General features: G+C 61.9%; 19 protein-coding genes. 5 read left to right on the forward strand and 14 right to left on the reverse strand.

All coding sequences use genetic code 11. The features are described 5' to 3' along the window. Nucleotides 1–265: 265 nt before the first annotated feature. Both ACP7EW_RS16170 and ACP7EW_RS16175 read left to right on the forward strand, forming a co-directional pair. The gene (locus ACP7EW_RS16170; RefSeq protein WP_033897095.1) at nucleotides 266–1,672 is read left to right on the forward strand and encodes an adenosylmethionine--8-amino-7-oxononanoate transaminase; all 1,407 of its coding nucleotides are present in this window, start codon (nucleotides 266–268) and stop codon (nucleotides 1,670–1,672) included. A gap of 30 nt (nucleotides 1,673–1,702) precedes the next feature. Further along, nucleotides 1,703–2,422, forward strand: coding sequence for a 16S rRNA (uracil(1498)-N(3))-methyltransferase (locus ACP7EW_RS16175; protein ID WP_426218323.1), 720 nt, complete (start codon nucleotides 1,703–1,705; stop codon nucleotides 2,420–2,422). 20 nt (nucleotides 2,423–2,442) lie between these two features. On the opposite strand, the gene ACP7EW_RS16180 is transcribed toward ACP7EW_RS16175, so the two are convergent. Continuing rightward, nucleotides 2,443–3,666, reverse strand: a complete 1,224-nt coding sequence (locus ACP7EW_RS16180) for a D-amino acid dehydrogenase (protein ID WP_426218324.1) — start codon at nucleotides 3,664–3,666, stop codon at nucleotides 2,443–2,445. A 109-nt stretch (nucleotides 3,667–3,775) separates the two neighbouring features. Here ACP7EW_RS16180 and ACP7EW_RS16185 point away from each other — a divergent pair, with 109 nt between their 5' ends. After that, nucleotides 3,776–4,678 (forward strand): LysR family transcriptional regulator, encoded by a 903-nt coding sequence (locus tag ACP7EW_RS16185; RefSeq protein WP_038849427.1) that lies wholly within the window; start codon nucleotides 3,776–3,778, stop codon nucleotides 4,676–4,678. Here ACP7EW_RS16185 and trhA read toward each other — a convergent pair. Continuing rightward, on the reverse strand, nucleotides 4,673–5,290 hold the full coding sequence (trhA, locus tag ACP7EW_RS16190) for a PAQR family membrane homeostasis protein TrhA (RefSeq protein ID WP_010207192.1): 618 nt from the start codon (nucleotides 5,288–5,290) through the stop codon (nucleotides 4,673–4,675). The two genes, ACP7EW_RS16185 and trhA, sit on opposite strands and share 6 nt — an antisense overlap. 145 nt (nucleotides 5,291–5,435) lie before the next feature. Between trhA and ACP7EW_RS16195 the strand changes: the two genes are divergently transcribed. Then, nucleotides 5,436–6,350 carry a LysR family transcriptional regulator gene (locus tag ACP7EW_RS16195; RefSeq protein ID WP_061434473.1) on the forward strand — a complete coding sequence of 305 codons (915 nt, stop codon included), beginning with the start codon at nucleotides 5,436–5,438 and terminating at the stop codon, nucleotides 6,348–6,350. 29 nt (nucleotides 6,351–6,379) lie between these two features. Here the strand turns inward: ACP7EW_RS16195 and madM are convergent, their stop codons facing one another. The 12 genes from madM to ACP7EW_RS16255 form a co-directional block, all read right to left on the reverse strand. After that, nucleotides 6,380–7,144, reverse strand: a complete 765-nt coding sequence (gene madM / locus ACP7EW_RS16200) for a malonate transporter subunit MadM (RefSeq protein WP_010207194.1) — start codon at nucleotides 7,142–7,144, stop codon at nucleotides 6,380–6,382. A gap of 1 nt (nucleotide 7,145) precedes the next feature. Then, entirely contained in the window at nucleotides 7,146–7,550 is a 405-nt protein-coding gene (gene madL / locus ACP7EW_RS16205) for a malonate transporter subunit MadL (RefSeq protein WP_015886323.1), read from the reverse strand. A 67-nt stretch (nucleotides 7,551–7,617) separates the two neighbouring features. After that, a complete protein-coding gene (gene mdcH / locus ACP7EW_RS16210) occupies nucleotides 7,618–8,517 on the reverse strand; it encodes a malonate decarboxylase subunit epsilon (RefSeq protein WP_426218327.1) in 900 nt (299 codons plus the stop codon). Further along, nucleotides 8,514–9,101 (reverse strand): malonate decarboxylase holo-ACP synthase, encoded by a 588-nt coding sequence (locus ACP7EW_RS16215; protein ID WP_426218329.1) that lies wholly within the window; start codon nucleotides 9,099–9,101, stop codon nucleotides 8,514–8,516. Before ACP7EW_RS16215 ends, mdcH begins: the two co-directional genes overlap by 4 nt. Further along, on the reverse strand, nucleotides 9,095–9,865 hold the full coding sequence (mdcE, locus tag ACP7EW_RS16220; protein ID WP_426218331.1) for a biotin-independent malonate decarboxylase subunit gamma: 771 nt from the start codon (nucleotides 9,863–9,865) through the stop codon (nucleotides 9,095–9,097). Before mdcE ends, ACP7EW_RS16215 begins: the two co-directional genes overlap by 7 nt. Further along, on the reverse strand, nucleotides 9,862–10,704 hold the full coding sequence (locus ACP7EW_RS16225; protein WP_426218333.1) for a biotin-independent malonate decarboxylase subunit beta: 843 nt from the start codon (nucleotides 10,702–10,704) through the stop codon (nucleotides 9,862–9,864). Before ACP7EW_RS16225 ends, mdcE begins: the two co-directional genes overlap by 4 nt. Continuing rightward, nucleotides 10,697–10,996: a malonate decarboxylase subunit delta gene (locus ACP7EW_RS16230; protein WP_015886328.1), complete on the reverse strand. Its 300-nt coding sequence runs from the start codon at nucleotides 10,994–10,996 to the stop codon at nucleotides 10,697–10,699. Before ACP7EW_RS16230 ends, ACP7EW_RS16225 begins: the two co-directional genes overlap by 8 nt. Then, nucleotides 10,996–11,829 carry a triphosphoribosyl-dephospho-CoA synthase gene (locus tag ACP7EW_RS16235; protein WP_426218335.1) on the reverse strand — a complete coding sequence of 278 codons (834 nt, stop codon included), beginning with the start codon at nucleotides 11,827–11,829 and terminating at the stop codon, nucleotides 10,996–10,998. Before ACP7EW_RS16235 ends, ACP7EW_RS16230 begins: the two co-directional genes overlap by 1 nt. Beyond that, nucleotides 11,830–13,500 carry a malonate decarboxylase subunit alpha gene (gene mdcA / locus ACP7EW_RS16240; RefSeq protein ID WP_426218337.1) on the reverse strand — a complete coding sequence of 557 codons (1,671 nt, stop codon included), beginning with the start codon at nucleotides 13,498–13,500 and terminating at the stop codon, nucleotides 11,830–11,832. A gap of 164 nt (nucleotides 13,501–13,664) precedes the next feature. Continuing rightward, a complete protein-coding gene (locus ACP7EW_RS16245) occupies nucleotides 13,665–14,099 on the reverse strand; it encodes a hypothetical protein (RefSeq protein ID WP_045792402.1) in 435 nt (144 codons plus the stop codon). Then, nucleotides 14,062–14,691 (reverse strand): nucleotidyltransferase domain-containing protein, encoded by a 630-nt coding sequence (locus tag ACP7EW_RS16250; RefSeq protein WP_133075453.1) that lies wholly within the window; start codon nucleotides 14,689–14,691, stop codon nucleotides 14,062–14,064. Before ACP7EW_RS16250 ends, ACP7EW_RS16245 begins: the two co-directional genes overlap by 38 nt. Nucleotides 14,692–14,752: 61 nt before the next feature. Next, on the reverse strand, nucleotides 14,753–14,992 hold the full coding sequence (locus ACP7EW_RS16255) for a DUF6124 family protein (protein WP_426218340.1): 240 nt from the start codon (nucleotides 14,990–14,992) through the stop codon (nucleotides 14,753–14,755). A 565-nt stretch (nucleotides 14,993–15,557) separates the two neighbouring features. Here ACP7EW_RS16255 and ACP7EW_RS16260 point away from each other — a divergent pair. Then, the gene (locus tag ACP7EW_RS16260; RefSeq protein WP_269134238.1) at nucleotides 15,558–15,845 is read left to right on the forward strand and encodes a HigA family addiction module antitoxin; all 288 of its coding nucleotides are present in this window, start codon (nucleotides 15,558–15,560) and stop codon (nucleotides 15,843–15,845) included. The last annotated feature ends 110 nt before the right edge of the window (nucleotides 15,846–15,955 follow it).

A 15,955-nucleotide genomic window follows, 5' to 3' on the forward strand; every position in this document is an offset into this window, starting at 1 on the left:
ATCCCGTAGTAGTGCGCCCAAGACTAGCGATTTACCTATCGAATTAAAGCGGAAAATTTCGCTTTGAAATATCGAGAAATACGATCTTGAGGGTATGAAGCGTAAATTAACATCGGATTAAGGACTATCCAGAAGAAACGTGACAGACCGTCCTGCCTTTACCGTCAATTCATAGGTAATGGCTTGTGACACAGCCATGCATTGCATAGGCTTGCGCGATTGTTTTACCTGCGCCCGCCGCAGGACCGCTTCGAGGAGATTACCGATGGGCTTGAACAACCAGTGGATGCAACGCGACCTGGCGGTGCTGTGGCATCCCTGTACCCAGATGAAAGACCACCAGCAACTGCCGCTGATCCCGATCAAGCGCGGTGAAGGCGTGTGGCTGGAAGACTTCGAAGGCAAGCGCTACCTCGATGCCGTTAGTTCCTGGTGGGTCAACGTGTTTGGCCACGCCAACCCGCGCATCAACCAACGCATCAAGGACCAGGTCGACCAGCTGGAACATGTGATCCTCGCCGGTTTCAGCCACCAGCCGGTGATCGAGCTGTCCGAGCGCCTGGTGCAGATGACGCCCGAGGGCCTGACCCGCTGCTTCTATGCCGACAACGGCTCGTCCTGCATCGAAGTCGCGTTGAAGATGAGCTTCCACTATTGGCTCAACCGCGGCCTGCCGAACAAGAAGCGCTTCGTCACCCTGACCAACAGCTACCACGGCGAAACCATCGCTGCGATGTCGGTGGGCGACGTGCCGCTGTTCACCGAGACCTACAAGGCGCTGCTGCTCGACACGATCAAAGTGCCAAGCCCCGATTGCTACCTGCGCCCCGAAGGCGTGAGCTGGGAAGACCACTCGCGCACGATGGCCCAGGTAATGGAACAGACCCTCGCCGAGCACCACGACACCGTCGCCGCCGTGATCATCGAACCGCTGATCCAGGGTGCCGGCGGCATGCGCATGTACCACCCGGTGTACCTCAAGTTGCTGCGCGAAGCCTGCGATCGCTACGGCGTGCATTTGATCCACGACGAAATCGCCGTAGGCTTCGGTCGCACCGGCAGCATGTTTGCCTGTGAGCAGGCAGGCATCCGCCCGGACTTCCTGTGCCTGTCCAAGGCCCTCACCGGTGGTTACCTGCCGTTGGCCGCCGTGGTCACCACCGATGACGTGTACGACGCGTTCTACGACGACTACCCGACCCTGCGCGCCTTCCTGCACTCCCACAGCTACACCGGCAACCCGCTGGCGTGTGCGGCAGCGTTGGCCACCCTGGATATCTTCGAAGAAGACAACGTCATCGAGAACAACAAGGCCCTGGCCCAGCGCATGGCTAGCGCCACCGCGCATCTGGTGGACCATCCACACGTGTCGGAAGTGCGCCAGACCGGCATGGTGCTGGCCATCGAGATGGTCCAGGACAAAGCCACCAAGACCGCCTACCCCTGGCAGGAGCGCCGTGGCCTGAAGGTGTTCGAGCATGCCCTGGAACGCGGCGCGTTGTTGCGGCCACTGGGCAGCGTGGTGTACTTCTTGCCGCCCTATGTGATTACGCCGGAACAGATCGACTTCCTCGCCGAAGTGGCCAGCGAAGGCATCGACATCGCCACCCACAGCAGCGTCAGCGTTGCCGTGCCGAAAGATTTCCACCCAGGCTTCCGTGATCCGGGCTGATGGCCCGCACCCTTTTTTCAGAGAACCGAAATGAGACTGTCCCGTTTTTTCACCGACACCCCGCCGAGCCTTGGCGATCACGAACTGCCGGAAGCCCAGGCGCACTACATCAGCCGTGTGCTGCGCATGGGCGAAGGTGACGCCGTGCAATTGTTCGACGGTTCCGGCCAGGAGTTCCGGGGCAGCCTGCTGGAAGTCGGCAAGAAACGCGTTAGCGTGCAACTCGTCGAAAGCTTTGCCGGCCAAGCTGAATCGCCGCTGCACATCCACCTGGGCCAGGGCTTGTCCCGGGGCGAGCGCATGGATTGGGCCATTCAGAAAGCCACCGAACTGGGCGTCAACGCCATCACGCCAATTTTCAGCGAGCGCTGCGAAGTGCGGCTCAAGGACGAGCGCGCCGACAAACGCCTGCTGCACTGGCGCCAAGTGGCGATCAGCGCGTGCGAGCAATGCGGGCGCTCCACGGTGCCGGTGATTCACCCACCGCTGCTGTTGGCGGAATGGTTGAAACAGACCGAAGCGGATTTGAAGCTGGTGCTGCACCCGGTGGCCGAGCCGATGATCAGTCACGCCAAGCCTTCCAGCCTGGCCTTTCTGATCGGCCCTGAAGGTGGGCTGACCGACAATGAAGTCGACACCGCCCAAGCCGCCGGCTACCACGCGGCCCGCCTCGGCCCACGTGTGTTACGCACCGAGACGGCACCCGTGGTGGCGTTGGCAGTCGCCCAGCAGTTGTGGGGCGATTTCTAACGCCTTCTTCTGCAACCCGATCAAATCAGCGCTGGCTCAAGGCCTTGCATATCGATGGAAGGCGCTCGCTGGCCAATCAGTTCAGCCAGCAACTGCCCGCTGCCACAGGCCAATGTAAAACCCAGCGCGCCGTGGCCAAGGTTCAGCCACAGGTTGCGGCAGGTACTGGCGCCAATCAACGGTACGCCGGTCGGCGTCGCCGGACGCATACCGGCCCACTCCACCGCGTGGGCATAATCGCCGGCGAGCGGGAATGTCTCCAGTGCCTGGCGCTTCATCAATGCGAGGCGTTTGGGCTCGAGGCTGGCGTCGAAGCCGACGATATCCACCATGGCCGCGACCCGCAGCTGTTCACCGATGCGTGCGTAGACGATCTTGCGGTCGTAGTCGGTGATGCTCACGTTCGGTGCCTGGTGTTGAGCACCAATCGGTACGCTGAGGCTGTAACCCTTGAGCGGGTACAGCGGCAACGGCACACCCAACTCGGCGCTACGATATCCGGCCGCCAGCACCAGATGCTCAACGGGCATCACCTCATCCCCTAACTCGATGGCCTGCACTGTGCCCGCGGCGTGGCGAATACCGGTGACCTTGCGGCCCAGCAAAAACCGGCAACGTCCCGACGCTTCCAGCCGCGCCGCCAGCTGCTGGCAGAAGGCATGACAATCAGCGACTTCTTCATTCGGCGTGTAGATCCCGCCGACAAAACCACCGTCCGCCAGCGCGGGTTCGAGGCGTGCGCAATCGGCAGCTGAGAGCACTTGCTGTTGCAGGATATCGGTGACCTTGCTGCGCGCCTTTTCAAAGGAAGCGCCACTGCGAAAGGTCACCAGCTTGCCGTTGCGTCGCCAGTCAAAGCCTTCCAGGCGATCATCCTCGCGCCATTGCTGCAAGGTGTCTTGGCTCAGCGAAGCCAGGCGCAGCAGATGCGCGGCATTGCGCTTGTTTACCGAGCCACGGCAGGCGCCCAGAAACGCCGCCATCCAACGCCACTGCTGGGGATCGAGGCGCGGGCGCAGCTTCAATGGCGAGTCACCGCGCAACAACCAGCCGATGGCTTGCAGCGGTACGCCCGCATCGGCCAGTGGCGCAACGTAACGATAGGACAGCTGCCCACCGTTGGCAAAGCTGGTCTCGCGGCCCAGGGCCTCGCGCGCGTCGATCACCGTCACCGCGTGACCTGCACGCACCAACGCATAGGCACTGGCCAGGCCAATCACTCCACCCCCAATAACGCACATCATTTTCCGCCGCCTGCCGTTAAATCCAGAGCGCCCAAGCCTAGGGGCAGGTGACACGTTGCCGACAATGAATAAAGATGACTCACCTATAAACAACGGTTATGGACTTGCCATGCGCTTGCGTCATATCGAAATCTTCCAGGCCATCCGCCAGACCGGCTCCGTCAGCGCCGCCGCGCAGTTGTTGCATGTGTCGCAACCGGCGGTCACCAAGGTGCTGCAACACGCTGAATTGCAGCTGGGCTTCCCGCTGTTCCTGCGCGTGCGCGGCAAATTGCAGCCCACCCCGGAAGCCCTGGCGCTGGAAAGCGAAGTGGAGAAGGTCACCGAAAGCCTGCAAGGCGTGCGACGCCTGGCCAAGAGTCTGCGCCGTGCACCAGGCCAGAGCGTACGCATCGGTGCGATCCCGGCGCTGGCCTTGTCACTGCTGCCGCCGGCGATTCTGGAATGGAAGCGCGACTACCCGGACATGGCCTGCGAACTGTCCAGCGACCATAGCCGCGAGCTGGTGCAGAAGCTGCTGATGCGTGAGATCGACCTGGCGCTGACGCTCAACTTCTCCGGCCATCCGGGGTTGACCACGCAGGTGCTGGCCAACGGCGTGCTGGTGGCGCTGGCGTCCAAAGGCTATTGGTCCGACGCCGAGCTGAGCCAGCCATTGCCCCTGGCGAATCTGGCAGGCACGCCGCTGATTGGCCTGTCCAGCGCCGACCCGCTGGCCGCGAAACTCGACAGCTACCTGGAAAACGTCGACCCACCGCCACGGGTGACAATCGCCGTGCAAACCTACTCCCTGGCCCGCGCCATGGTGGAGTCCGGCGCCGGCCTCACCGTCATCGACCCCTTTACGGCCCTGGGTGCCTCGACGGCCACCACGTGCATCCGCCCGCTCACCCCGCCGCTGCCGATTACCCTGTACGCCCTCACCCGCGCCGATGAACCGCCGCCGCACATGCTGGCCAATCTGCTGCAGATCTTTGGCCAGCGCGCCCGTGAGCTTCTGGAGCGTTTATAGGACGTAGTGCATGATCGCCACGAAGTGCAGCAAGCTCCCGCCGATCACAAACAAATGCCAGATCCCATGGGAGTGGCGCAGGCGATCCTCCAAGGCAAAAAAGATAATACCGACGGTGTATAAAACGCCGCCCGACGCCAGCCAGATAAACCCCGCCGTGCCCAATGCGGCAAGCAGCGGCTTGACCGCCACCAGCACGATCCAGCCCATCACCGCGTAAATCACGATCGACAGGATGCGCGCCTCGGAGCGCGGCTTGATCTCCTGCAGAATGCCGATCACCGCCAGCCCCCACACGATGCCAAACAGCGTCCAGCCCCACGGCCCTCTCAAGGTCACCAGGCAGAACGGCGTGTAGCTGCCGGCGATCAGCAGGTAGATGGAAAAGTGATCGACCTTTTGCATGATCTCTTTACGCCGCCCACGCACGCTGTGGTACACGGTGGACGCGCTGTACAACACCATCAGGGTAAAGCCATAGATCGCCACGCTGACGATCTTCCAGGGGCTGCCGTCCAGGCTCGCCACCACCAACATCCACACCGCGCCGATACAAGCCGCAACCGCCCCAAGCAAATGGCTCCAGGCGTTGAACCGTTCCCCGTGATACATCTGTCACTGACCTCCTGTAACCGTTAACCACTGGCTGGCAAGCGTCCAGCCTTGCGCATCAGAGTGCAAGCGGCTTGTGACGTTCCGGGGACGGCGGGCCATTTTGCGGGCACAATTGTCGGCATTCGAACAAGAGCCCACGGCCATGCTGATCGACGAAGAATTCACCCTCAAGAAACTGGAAATCTTCCTGGCGTTCATGCGCACCGGCAACCTGGCCCGCGCCGCCGCCGAGCTGCAAACCAGCAACGTCAGTGTGCACCGCGCCATTCACTCCCTGGAAAATGCCCTGCGCTGCCCGCTGTTCAAACACGAAGGGCGCAACCTCACGCCGCTGGAAAGCGCCTACGTCCTGGAAGAGCGCGCGCAGAAGCTGGTGGCCGATGTGGTCGACAGCGTGCGCCTCACCCGCGAAGCCGCTGGGTTCTCGGCCGAGCGCTTCAAGCTCGGCTCGCTGTATTCGCTGACGGTGAAGACCGTGCCGCAACTGATCATGGGCCTGAAAATCAGGCGTAGCGAACTCAACATCGACCTGATCCTGGGCTCCAACTTCGACCTGCTCTACAAGCTCAAGAACATGGAAGTGGACGCGATCCTCATCTCCCTCGACGAGCACGCCAACGACCCGGACTGCGAACAGATCGCGCTGTTCTCCGACGATATCTTCCTCGCCACCCCGGCGGATTCACCGTTCGACCGCGATCAGCAGATCGACCTGGCAGATGTGCGCGACGCGACCTTCATTACCCTCACCCAAGGCTTCGCCACGCACCAGGATGGCAATCGCGTGTTCAAGCAGGCGGGGTTCGAGCCGAAGGTGGCGATGCAGGTCAATGACATCTTCACGTTGCTGAGCATGGTCAGTTCAGGCGTGGGTTATGCGCTGCTGCCGGGCAGGATTGCGGCAGTGTATGAGAACCGCGTGAAGTTGATACCGCTGCAACCCCGGTATCGGTTGCAGCAGCATATTGGCGTTGTCTTCTTGAAGGCCAAAGAGCGTGATCCGAACTTGCTCGCGCTACTGGCAGAGTGCCGAATGTACGCCAATCGCCAAACTTAAGACCGCCATCGCAGGCAAGCCAGCGATAATTAACCGACCAATCCGCGCACGATGAAGTACAGCAACGAAGGCCCGAGCAAGCAACCCAACCCGGTATGGAACGTCGCCGTCAGCGCGCCATAGGGCACCAAGCGCCGATCTGTCGCCGCCAGCCCTGCTGTCACACCGCTCACCGTGCCGGCCAACCCACCAAACACCATCGCCGAACGCGGGTTATCCAGCCCCATCCAACGCGCCGCGACCGGCGTGCCGACCATCACCAGAATCGCCTTGATCAACCCGGTGGCAATCGACAGCGCCATCACATCCGACGTCGCGCCAATCGCCGCGCCGGTCACCGGGCCGACGATGTAGGTGACGGCGCCCGCGCCAATGGTGGTCATGCTGATCGCATCGCGATAACCAAAGGCCCAGGCCATGCTCGCGCCGACGATAAACGGCAGGATCGTGCCCAGCAGCAACGCGATCACACCGATCATTCCGGCCTTGCGCGCCTCGGTGGCCTGCACTTCAAACGCCGTGGCGACGATGGCGAAGTCGCGCAGCATTGCGCCGCCCATCAGGCCGATGCCGGAGAACAGCGCCAGGTCCGCCAGGCCTTTCTGGCCACCGGTGATCGTGCCGCCGACCCAGGCCAATACCAGGCCGATGACAATGGCAATCGCCGAGCCATGAATACGCCCGAAGGTCAGGCGCTTGGACAGCACCACCGAAATCCACATGACCACGCCAACGAAGGCAAACGCGGTAATCAGGCCGTTGTGTTCCAAACCTTTTTCAATGAGATCCCACATATCAGCGACCTCCCACTGGCGCGATCAGCGGCTCTTCATCGGGCAAGGGTTCGCCCTTGTGGGTACGACTGATCAGCGCGATGGTGCAACCACACACCACCACTGACCCAATCGCCGCGAGCACCGCCACAGGGCCACCGTGCAGAGCGGTCACCACGTTTTGTTGCGCAGCCATCGCCACCACCACGGGGATGTACATCGCGCCCCAGAAGCCGACGCCCATTTCGCAGTCCTTGGTCATGCCGCCGCGCTTTTGCATCCACAGGCGGGCGCAGATCAGCAGGATCATCGCGATCCCCACCCCGCCCACATTGGATTTGACGCCCAGCAACACGCCAAGCATGTCGCCCATGATCACGCCCGCGAGCGTGCAGATCGCCAGCAATGCCACACCGTAGATAATCATTGTTGTTGTCCTCAAAGTGCTCGATCGAAATTGTTGTTGTTGTGCTTCGAAAGCCTTGGGTGCTGCTTTATCGGTGGCGGCGCTCCTCCTCTTGCAGCAGGGCCTGCAAGGTGTCCAGGCGCGCGCCTTCGCAGGCGATCACCGTGCCTTGTTCGAATACGCGGCGTGACAGGCCGGTGAGCACGGCGCCCGGTGGCAGTTCGATCTGCAGGCGCACGCCGCGCTCGTAGGCGCTTTGCACAGTGCCGCGCCAGTCGACGATGCGACACATGTTGAAAGCCAGGTCGTCGCGCAGTTGTTCAGGGTTGTGGATCGGCCGCGCACGGGTGCTGCTCAAGTAGGTGATACGCGGTGCCTTGAGTGGCACGAAGGCATGCGCCAAGACCTGGGCCGGTTGCTCCAACAATGCGCAATGGGACGGCACGCTGACGGCCAGGCGCTTGGCGATGCCATTGCCTTTGATGCGACTGGCGACAAGCTTCATGGCCTGGTCGCTGCCGGCAATCACCGTCTGGTTGTCGGCGTTGATATTGGCCAGGTACACCGGGGTTTCGCGGCTGTGGATTTCGGCCAGCAGGGTTTCGACGGTGGATAACGCCGGGCCGATGATTGCGGTCATGCCGTAGCCCTGTGGATAAGCGTTCTGCATCAGCTCGCCGCGCAGGCTGACCAGCTTGAGAGCGTCGGCGAAATCCAGCGCACCGGCAATCACCGCTGCCGGGTAAGCACCGATGGACAACCCTGCGACGTAATCCGGCGTGTGTTGCAGCAGGCGCGCGTGGGCCACGCCGGCGATCAGCAGGCACAGCTGCACGGCGCGGGTACTCGCCAGGGCGTGCGCCGAATCCAATGCGCGCACGTCTTCGCCCAAGGCATCGCTGGCGTGTTCCAATACATCGGCCGGCAACGCCTGGAGCATGCCCGGACGTTGGGCGCCTTGCCCTGGGAACACCAAAAGGCTGCTCATGCCACGGCCTGCCAAGGATCAATGACGAGGTGCGCACCGCGGGCGGTTTTCAATAGCACGCGCCGCGATGAACCGGCCCATTCGCGCAGGGCGACGGCGCCGAAAGGTGTTTGCAATTGCATATCCACAGCGCACGCGGCGTTGTCCAAGGTTGCCAGCAAGTCGCGTGCATCGTTGCGATCCAGCGGCTCGGGCGTGCGCAGCATCAAGTCCAGATCGCTCTGGGCATGCAACGCTTCAATGCCCGTTGCCAGCTCAAACCCCGCGCTGCCCGTAACCCCCCAATTCAAGGGCGCCAGCACCGGCCGCAGTTGCTCCAGTGCCTGCAAGGCCGGTAAGTCCCGTGTCGAGGTAACCTCACGCAGCGCTTGCGGCGTGACTCGCCGCTGCACCGCGGCAATCGGCATCTCGGCGGCAAACCGCTGATTGCGCAAACGCCCGCGCACGCCCACCGCGACCCAGCCCGGCGTGACGATTGCGCGACGCACCACCACCGTGCCAATTGCCTCCACCGCCCATGCCGGAGCGTCAGCAGGCAGATGCGCCGGGGTCATGCCCCAGAGCAAGTCGTGGGCGTTCACCATTGTTCCCGCAGCAGTTGGCGTACGTGGCTGGAAGCGGCGCGATTGGTCGCACCAAGGCGGCCGCTCAAGTCGGTGCTGCCAATATCCTTGATCGCACTCACCAGGCAATCGCTGACCCGCGCCACATCCTCCGCCGTAGGTTGTTCAATCTGGCTGACCGACAAGGTTTCCCACAACAAGCCCAGGCTGGCGTAACTGTCGATGTCGTAGGCCATGGGCGGCACGCTGGCGGCCAGGGCTTCCAACTCTTCAACACTGCGCAGCGTCACGCGCGCGGCCGAGGCCTTGCCCATGGCGTGCACCATCACACCGGGATCGCGCAGGGCGATCAGGCGATTGGCCTGGTACCCATGGGCGAGAAACGCACCGGACATCGCCTTGCCCACCAGCAGCGCAATCACCGGGTGCCCGGCCAGTCGAGCACGGGCGTAGCTGTCGGCGGCGGCAGCCAGGGCCTGGTGGATGCCGAGGGCTTCTTCGCGACGGCCATAGGCTTGGCTCGGTACATCGACGATGGCGATGATCGGGCGCTTGTCGCCACGGGCGATGGCTTCATCGACGGCTTTTGCCAGACCCCAGCCTTCCAGCAGGCCGACTTCGCCATTGCGTGCGCGGGGGAAGCGGTTTTGCGCGTCGGTGACCACGGCGATGTAGCGCACGGGCTGTTCACCCAGCACACCCTCAGCGACTTTCAACGAGCGTGGCAAACCCTCAACGGCTGTCGCTCCGGCGCTCAATGCGTTGAACCACTGCAAACCTCTCATGAGCGTTCTCCTTGATACAGCGCACGTACCGTTGCCGGGTCGATTTGCGGTGTGGTGTCCAGTTCAGCCAGGCGCGCCAGGTAATGCTCGGCCTGAAGGCTGCGTTGTTGGGTGGGCAGGCCCTGCTCCAGCAATGCGCTGACGGTGTGTTGAATCTCGGCCACATCGTCCGCCACATAACAGTCGGCCAAGCCGCTGTTGAAGCGTTGCTCACCGCCCGTGAGGCTCCAGATGAAGGGCCGGTCGCGAGAGTCGTACTCTTCCAGGCCAGCCTCTTGTTCGATCACTTGCGGGCCGTTGAGGCCAAGGCGCGCTTCTCGGGTGACAACGAGATAGCTGCACAACCCGGCCGCGATTGACATGCCGCCAAAGCAACCAACGCTGCCCGCCACCACGCCGATCACTGGCTGGTATTGGCGCAGATCGACAATCGCCGCGTGGATATCCGCGATGGCCGCCAGGCCCAGATTGGCTTCCTGCAAGCGCACGCCACCGGTTTCCAGCAACAGGACAGCGCGGGTTGCAATGCCCTTGCGATTGTCCTCGGCCGCCAGCTCCAGAGCGCCCGCAATTTTTGCACCGCCGACTTCACCTAGGCTGCCGCCCTGGAAGTTGCCTTCGATGGCGGCAACGACGACAGGTTTTCCATCAATGCTGCCCTTGGCGATCACCACCCCATCATCGGCCTGCGGCACCACACCTTGGCGGCTGAGCCACGGCGACATGACGCGCTGGAACGGGTCGATCAATTCACGGTAGGACCCGGCGTCCAGCAACGCCTTGGCCCGCTGCCGCGCGCCCAATTCAACGAAGCTGTGTTTGGCGAGTAAGTCAGTCATGGCCGATCTCCTCGAAACCCTGCTCCAGGCGCAAGCGCACCACGCCGGGGGTGGCGCCGAAATCGTGGATATCAATGTTCAAGGCCGGCGGCGTCTGTTCCTGGAAGATGCGCTCGAACAGATGCTGCCAGCGTTGTTCGGCGCCATTCACCGAGGTCTGCACCTGGATGGTCAGCGTGCCCGGCGTACCCGGCTCCAGCAGCACTTCCAGGTCGCCCGAGCCAACGCAGCCCACCAGCGCACGGCCTTTTGGCGGCTGCCCGGCGGGGAATTCAAAGGATAAGGTTTCCATCACAACGCTCCGTCGAGGCGATCGATAAACAGGCAGGCGGCCAACAGGTCGGCGGCGCCGCCGGGGGAGGCATTCAGGGCCAGCAGTTGAAGGTCTAACTCATGCAATTGGCGACGCCCGGCCAGCGTTGCGCTGCCACCTGCATCGAGTACCGCTTGAGCACCCTGCTGCATCGCTAGCAGGCCTTCGGGACCGGCACGGTAAAGCACGCAGGTATCGGCCAGCTCGGTCATGATCGCCAGCAAGGCGTCCAGGCGGGCGTTCTGTTCGCCTGCATTGTGCTGGCGGCTTTTATACAGTTGCGGCAAGCCACGTTGCACCACCGAGGGAAAGCCGAGCTGGGCTTCTTCACGGGCGCCGCGTGCGCCGTAGCGCTGGGCGACCTGGGCGCCGTGACTCATGGGTTGCGGCGCGTAGCGGTCGTTGAGCAGGGCTAATCTGGCGGCGTTCAGGGTGATGGCGCGTGGCTCCAGCGCCGCCGCTGCGGTGAGCAAGCCGAGGGCCCAGATGGCGCCACGATGGGTGTTCACGCCGTGGGTGGTGACGAGCATTGCTTGCTCACCTTCGCGGCCAATACGCCCAAGGGCTTCGCGCAGCGGCAAGCCGACTTCACCGAACTCAATCGCGGCTTCGGCCATTTCCTTGAACATCGGCCACAGCGACAACGCCGAGGCGTGCATCAGGCCCAGGTGCAAATCGCTATGGGCGCCGTTGCCGCGGCGGTCTACCAAGGCCGGTTTGGGCGACAGGTCGGCTTCATCGATCAGCGCATCGACGGCCATATCCGCCAGGCGTTCGGCGAGGGTCAGTTCATGCAGTTTGAGTGCGCGCATTTACCAGCTCCTGAACTTGGCAGGCGGGTTGTACAGGCCTCCGGACCAGTCCACCAGGTCGGCAACGCTCTTGGCGGCCAACAATTCGCGGGTGGCGTCGGTACGGCGAATCCCTAAGTCTTCGGGCAAGGCGATCAAACCTTCGCGGCGCATGCGCGCGGTGTCCTTGGGGTTGTGGCGCATACCGATGACGGTGACGCCTGCGACGGCGGCGATCATTGCCTGGCGCTCTTCCAGGGAGCGCGCCTTGTACAGGTAGGCGATGCCCTCTTCAGTGAGCAGGTGAGTGACGTCATCGCCATAGATCATGATCGGCGCCAAGGGCATGCCGCTTTTGCGCGCGACTTCCACGGCGTCGAGGGTGTCGACAAAGGTGGGTTTACCGCCTTCCTGGAAGGTCTCGACCATTTGCACCACGAGTTTTTTGCCACGCTCCAACAGCGCTTCCGGGGCATCGTCGTGGCGCATATCCAGCCACGCCGGCGTGCCATGGCGGCGACCGCGCGGGTCGTGACCCATGTTCGGCGCGCCGCCAAACCCGGCGAGACGGCCACGGGTCACGGTGGAGGAATGGCCGTCGCCGTCGACTTGCAGGGTGGCGCCGATAAACAGGTCCACCGCGTATTGGCCGGCGAGTTGGCAGAACATCCGGTTGGAGCGCATCGAGCCGTCGCGACCGGTGAAGAACACATCCGGCCGTGCAGCGATGTAGTTCTCCATGCCCAGTTCGGTGCCAAAACAATGCACGCTTTCGACCCAGCCGCTTTCAATCGCGGGGATCAGCGTGGGGTGCGGGTTGAGGGTCCAGTTGCGGCAGATCTTGCCCTTGAGGCCAAGGGATTCGCCGTAGGTGGGCAGGATCAATTCAATGGCGGCGGTGTTGAAGCCGATGCCATGGTTGAGCGACTGCACATTGTGTTTTTCGTAGATGCCACGGATCGCCATCATCGCCATCAGCACATGCACCGGCTTGATGTGGCGCGGGTCGCGGGTGAACAGCGGCTCGATGTAGAACGGCTTGTCGGCCACCACCACAAAATCCACCCAGCTCGCCGGAATGTCCACGCGCGGCAAATCGGTGACGTCATCCACCAACTGATTGACCTGCACGATCACGATGCCATCGCTGAACGCGGCGGGCTCGATCAGCGCCGGGGTGTCTTCGGTGCTGGCGCCGGTGTAGATATTGCCGGCGCGGTCGGCCATGAAGCCGGCGGAAAGCACCACGTTGGGGATCAGGTCCACCACCAGCCGCGCGTAGAGTTCGATATAGGTGTGGATCGCGCCGATTTCCAGCAGGCCGTCTTCGAGCAACTGGCTGATGCGCAGGGATTGGGTGCCCGCGAAGGAGAAGTCCAGCTTGCGCGCGATGCCTTTTTCAAACAGGTCCAAGTGCTCGGAACGGCCGACACTGGGCATGATCATGTGCAAATCGTGGAGCTTGGACGGGTCGGCTTTGGCGAGGGAGCGCGAGAGGAAATCCGCCTGCTTCTGGTTATTGCCCTCCAACACCACACGATCGCCGGGCAGGATCAGGGCCTCAAGCGCCTCGACGATCCTGTCACTGGGCAACACCGCCCCGTCTGCGTATTTTTTGACCAGCCCGAGCCGCCGCTGCTTCTCGTCGCGCCGCCGCGTCCAGCGCGAGTCGGGGGTGATTGTTGTTGTCATGGTCGCTCCACGGGTTTGCTGTCGTGGGCTGTACCTTAGGAGTGATTCAGAGGGCCATCAATCAAGCTCGGCGGCGGATCGTTACGGTTGGGGTAACAGAGCACCAACAAACATGCAGCCTCCTGTAGGGGCTGGCTTGCCAATTCCTACAGTTGACCGGTGATTCATTCCCACCTATGACCAGCAAGCAGTGCTTCCATATTGCTCATTAATGTCTTAGCACTTTCCATTAACTGGCCCAGCAGCGCCTCATCTTCATCCATGTACCCTTCATATTCCGCCAGGTTCCGACGTTCATGACACAACGCCAACAACCTCACCTGCACCTTGCCGGCGTCTGCGGTATGAACCAGGCATTGAAAGACCAGATAGCGTTTGTCCGAGCGGTACCCTTGCAAGCGCAAGGCCGTAAGGGCGATAGCATGAGCAGCGTTGTAAGCCAGGTCGAAACGACTGGCGAATGATAACTGGGGATTGCCAGCATCCCTCAACCGATCCCTGGCTGAACGCATCAGCCCATCACACTCCTTGCGATCCGGCGGCTCAGCCTTCAAGCCGCCGCTACGTTGCAGATTTTCCAGGTTTACCTTGTTGTCCATCCGTGGATTCCAGGGGGTTGCTCCCCATCAGGTTGATCTTGTCCTGCTGCACGACCCGCTGCACAAAACTGTTCCCGGCATTCCATTTGCCGATCCAGTCTTCAGGGGTGTAAAGCGTCGGGTTGAGGGTGCGGCCCAGTCGCTCTTCCAGCGGCATGAGCTGCTCCATGACGTCACTGTAGTTGAGGCTTTCGCCGATCAACATGAGATCTATGTCACTGGATGAGTGCGCCTCGCCTTTGGCGATGGAGCCGTAGATAAACGCCCAGGTTATCTGCTTGGCGAAGGGCGCCAGTGCACTGCGCAATGGTTCATCCAGGCTCAGGGTCTTGCGCACGATGGCTAACAGTTCCGAGTAGATCGGGCATTGGGGATTGGCTTGGTAATGGGTCTGGTTGCCCTGGCGCGTCATGCTCAAGATGCCTGCCAATTGCAGACGTTCAAGCTCACGAGTGAGGCTGCCCTTGCCCACCTGAGCCCATCGCGCAATTTCATTGGTGAAGAAGCTTTGCTCGGGTTTGCCGAACAGCAGGCCCAGTACTTTTTGTTGGGTGACTGTGAAGAGTGCAGTACTGAGCGGCAAGGTGTGCATGGCAGCGGCCTAAGAGTCCCAAAAAGGGAACGATAGGTCCCTTTTTGGGAACGATCAAGTTTTAACCGACTGCAGAAGGGGAAATCTGTTCCAAGGCCCGATCCACTAATAGCTGCCCCAGCTCCGCCATTTGCTGGATGCCGAGCATGATCGCGCGCTGGGAGGTGTCCAGGTCGAAGGCGAGATTGCAGGTGAGTGCGTTAAGGGAAGACAGGGTTTCGCTGGCGTTGACCAGCAGGGTTTCGGTGTTTTCGTGCGGGTTTACGGTGAAGAGGGGCGGATTGGGGGTAGGTTTGACCATGATGAAGCTCCTAAACAGTGAGTAAGGAGCGCCACCTTTCGCTTGCACGCGAATGAGGGTGGCGACCGTGCGCAGGTGTGCAAGACCGGGCCTGTTTAGGACACCCAGCAGGTCCGAAGACCTCCTGCGCGCAGCCGCCATAAAGCAGCGAGCACAAAAAACGCCCGTTGGTTGGCTGGGCGTTTGTACGTCTAAACAGTTTCGTCGGACTTGCACGTCCGTGTCACCGTTTTTTGCGATGACAGGACGAAGACTAGGCGCGCTGACGGCACGCGACAAGTTCATGCATGGCCCAAAATCTTGCAGGAAAAATCCGAGAGCCCAACCCCCTGTGACGAGGGAGCTTGCTCCCGCTGGGCTGCGCAGCAACCCCAGTAAGAACACTGCGTTTTTACAGGCAGGAAGCGGCCGCACATTTTGGGGCCGCTTCGCGTCCCAGCGGGAGCAAGCTCCCTCGCCACAAAAGAGATCAGCAGGAAGATTCATACAATATTTTAAGGTTGTTGCTCGGAACGGCCCCTTCTAGCCTTTGGGCTGAATACCCATCGCCGTAGGACACTTCAACATGACCCTGCACAACCCCCCTCACCCAGGTGAAATCCTGCTTGAAGATGTAATCCCTGCCCTGGACATCACCATCACCGAAATGGCCCGGCGCCTGGGATTCGCCCGTGAGACGTTTTCGAGGATTTTGCATGGGCGTGCGCCTGTCAGTCCTGACTTGGCGGTGCGGCTTGAGCGGGCAGGTGTGAGCACTGGGCAGTTATGGCTGTCGATGCAAAGCGCCTATGACTTGTGGCAGGCCGAGCATCGGGAGCAGCCGGTGATTGAGCGGTTTGCGCGGATTGATTGACATCTACGGATTGTGGGAGGGGGCTTGCCCCCGATAGCAATGGGTCAGCCTCCAGATGCAGTGACTGACAGATTGCAATCGGGGGCAAGCCCCCTCCCACATTTGATCTT

The sequence above is a fragment of the Pseudomonas sp. DWRC2-2 genome, from assembly GCF_049897885.1.
In the GTDB taxonomy this organism is placed as follows: Bacteria; Pseudomonadota; Gammaproteobacteria; order Pseudomonadales; family Pseudomonadaceae; genus Aquipseudomonas; species Aquipseudomonas azotoformans_A.

What these genes read in the sequence shown, in the direction of transcription:
- ACP7EW_RS16170 (WP_033897095.1), top strand. Translation starts at nt 266, where the DNA reads ATGGGCTTGAACAACCAGTGGATGCAACGCGACCTGGCGGTGCTGTGG.
- ACP7EW_RS16175 (WP_426218323.1), top strand. Translation starts at nt 1,703, where the DNA reads ATGAGACTGTCCCGTTTTTTCACCGACACCCCGCCGAGCCTTGGCGAT.
- ACP7EW_RS16180 (WP_426218324.1), bottom strand. Translation starts at nt 3,666, where the DNA reads ATGATGTGCGTTATTGGGGGTGGAGTGATTGGCCTGGCCAGTGCCTAT.
- ACP7EW_RS16185 (WP_038849427.1), top strand. Translation starts at nt 3,776, where the DNA reads ATGCGCTTGCGTCATATCGAAATCTTCCAGGCCATCCGCCAGACCGGC.
- trhA (WP_010207192.1), bottom strand. Translation starts at nt 5,290, where the DNA reads ATGTATCACGGGGAACGGTTCAACGCCTGGAGCCATTTGCTTGGGGCG.
- ACP7EW_RS16195 (WP_061434473.1), top strand. Translation starts at nt 5,436, where the DNA reads ATGCTGATCGACGAAGAATTCACCCTCAAGAAACTGGAAATCTTCCTG.
- madM (WP_010207194.1), bottom strand. Translation starts at nt 7,144, where the DNA reads ATGTGGGATCTCATTGAAAAAGGTTTGGAACACAACGGCCTGATTACC.
- madL (WP_015886323.1), bottom strand. Translation starts at nt 7,550, where the DNA reads ATGATTATCTACGGTGTGGCATTGCTGGCGATCTGCACGCTCGCGGGC.
- mdcH (WP_426218327.1), bottom strand. Translation starts at nt 8,517, where the DNA reads ATGAGCAGCCTTTTGGTGTTCCCAGGGCAAGGCGCCCAACGTCCGGGC.
- ACP7EW_RS16215 (WP_426218329.1), bottom strand. Translation starts at nt 9,101, where the DNA reads ATGGTGAACGCCCACGACTTGCTCTGGGGCATGACCCCGGCGCATCTG.
- mdcE (WP_426218331.1), bottom strand. Translation starts at nt 9,865, where the DNA reads ATGAGAGGTTTGCAGTGGTTCAACGCATTGAGCGCCGGAGCGACAGCC.
- ACP7EW_RS16225 (WP_426218333.1), bottom strand. Translation starts at nt 10,704, where the DNA reads ATGACTGACTTACTCGCCAAACACAGCTTCGTTGAATTGGGCGCGCGG.
- ACP7EW_RS16230 (WP_015886328.1), bottom strand. Translation starts at nt 10,996, where the DNA reads ATGGAAACCTTATCCTTTGAATTCCCCGCCGGGCAGCCGCCAAAAGGC.
- ACP7EW_RS16235 (WP_426218335.1), bottom strand. Translation starts at nt 11,829, where the DNA reads ATGCGCGCACTCAAACTGCATGAACTGACCCTCGCCGAACGCCTGGCG.
- mdcA (WP_426218337.1), bottom strand. Translation starts at nt 13,500, where the DNA reads ATGACAACAACAATCACCCCCGACTCGCGCTGGACGCGGCGGCGCGAC.
- ACP7EW_RS16245 (WP_045792402.1), bottom strand. Translation starts at nt 14,099, where the DNA reads ATGGACAACAAGGTAAACCTGGAAAATCTGCAACGTAGCGGCGGCTTG.
- ACP7EW_RS16250 (WP_133075453.1), bottom strand. Translation starts at nt 14,691, where the DNA reads ATGCACACCTTGCCGCTCAGTACTGCACTCTTCACAGTCACCCAACAA.
- ACP7EW_RS16255 (WP_426218340.1), bottom strand. Translation starts at nt 14,992, where the DNA reads ATGGTCAAACCTACCCCCAATCCGCCCCTCTTCACCGTAAACCCGCAC.
- ACP7EW_RS16260 (WP_269134238.1), top strand. Translation starts at nt 15,558, where the DNA reads ATGACCCTGCACAACCCCCCTCACCCAGGTGAAATCCTGCTTGAAGAT.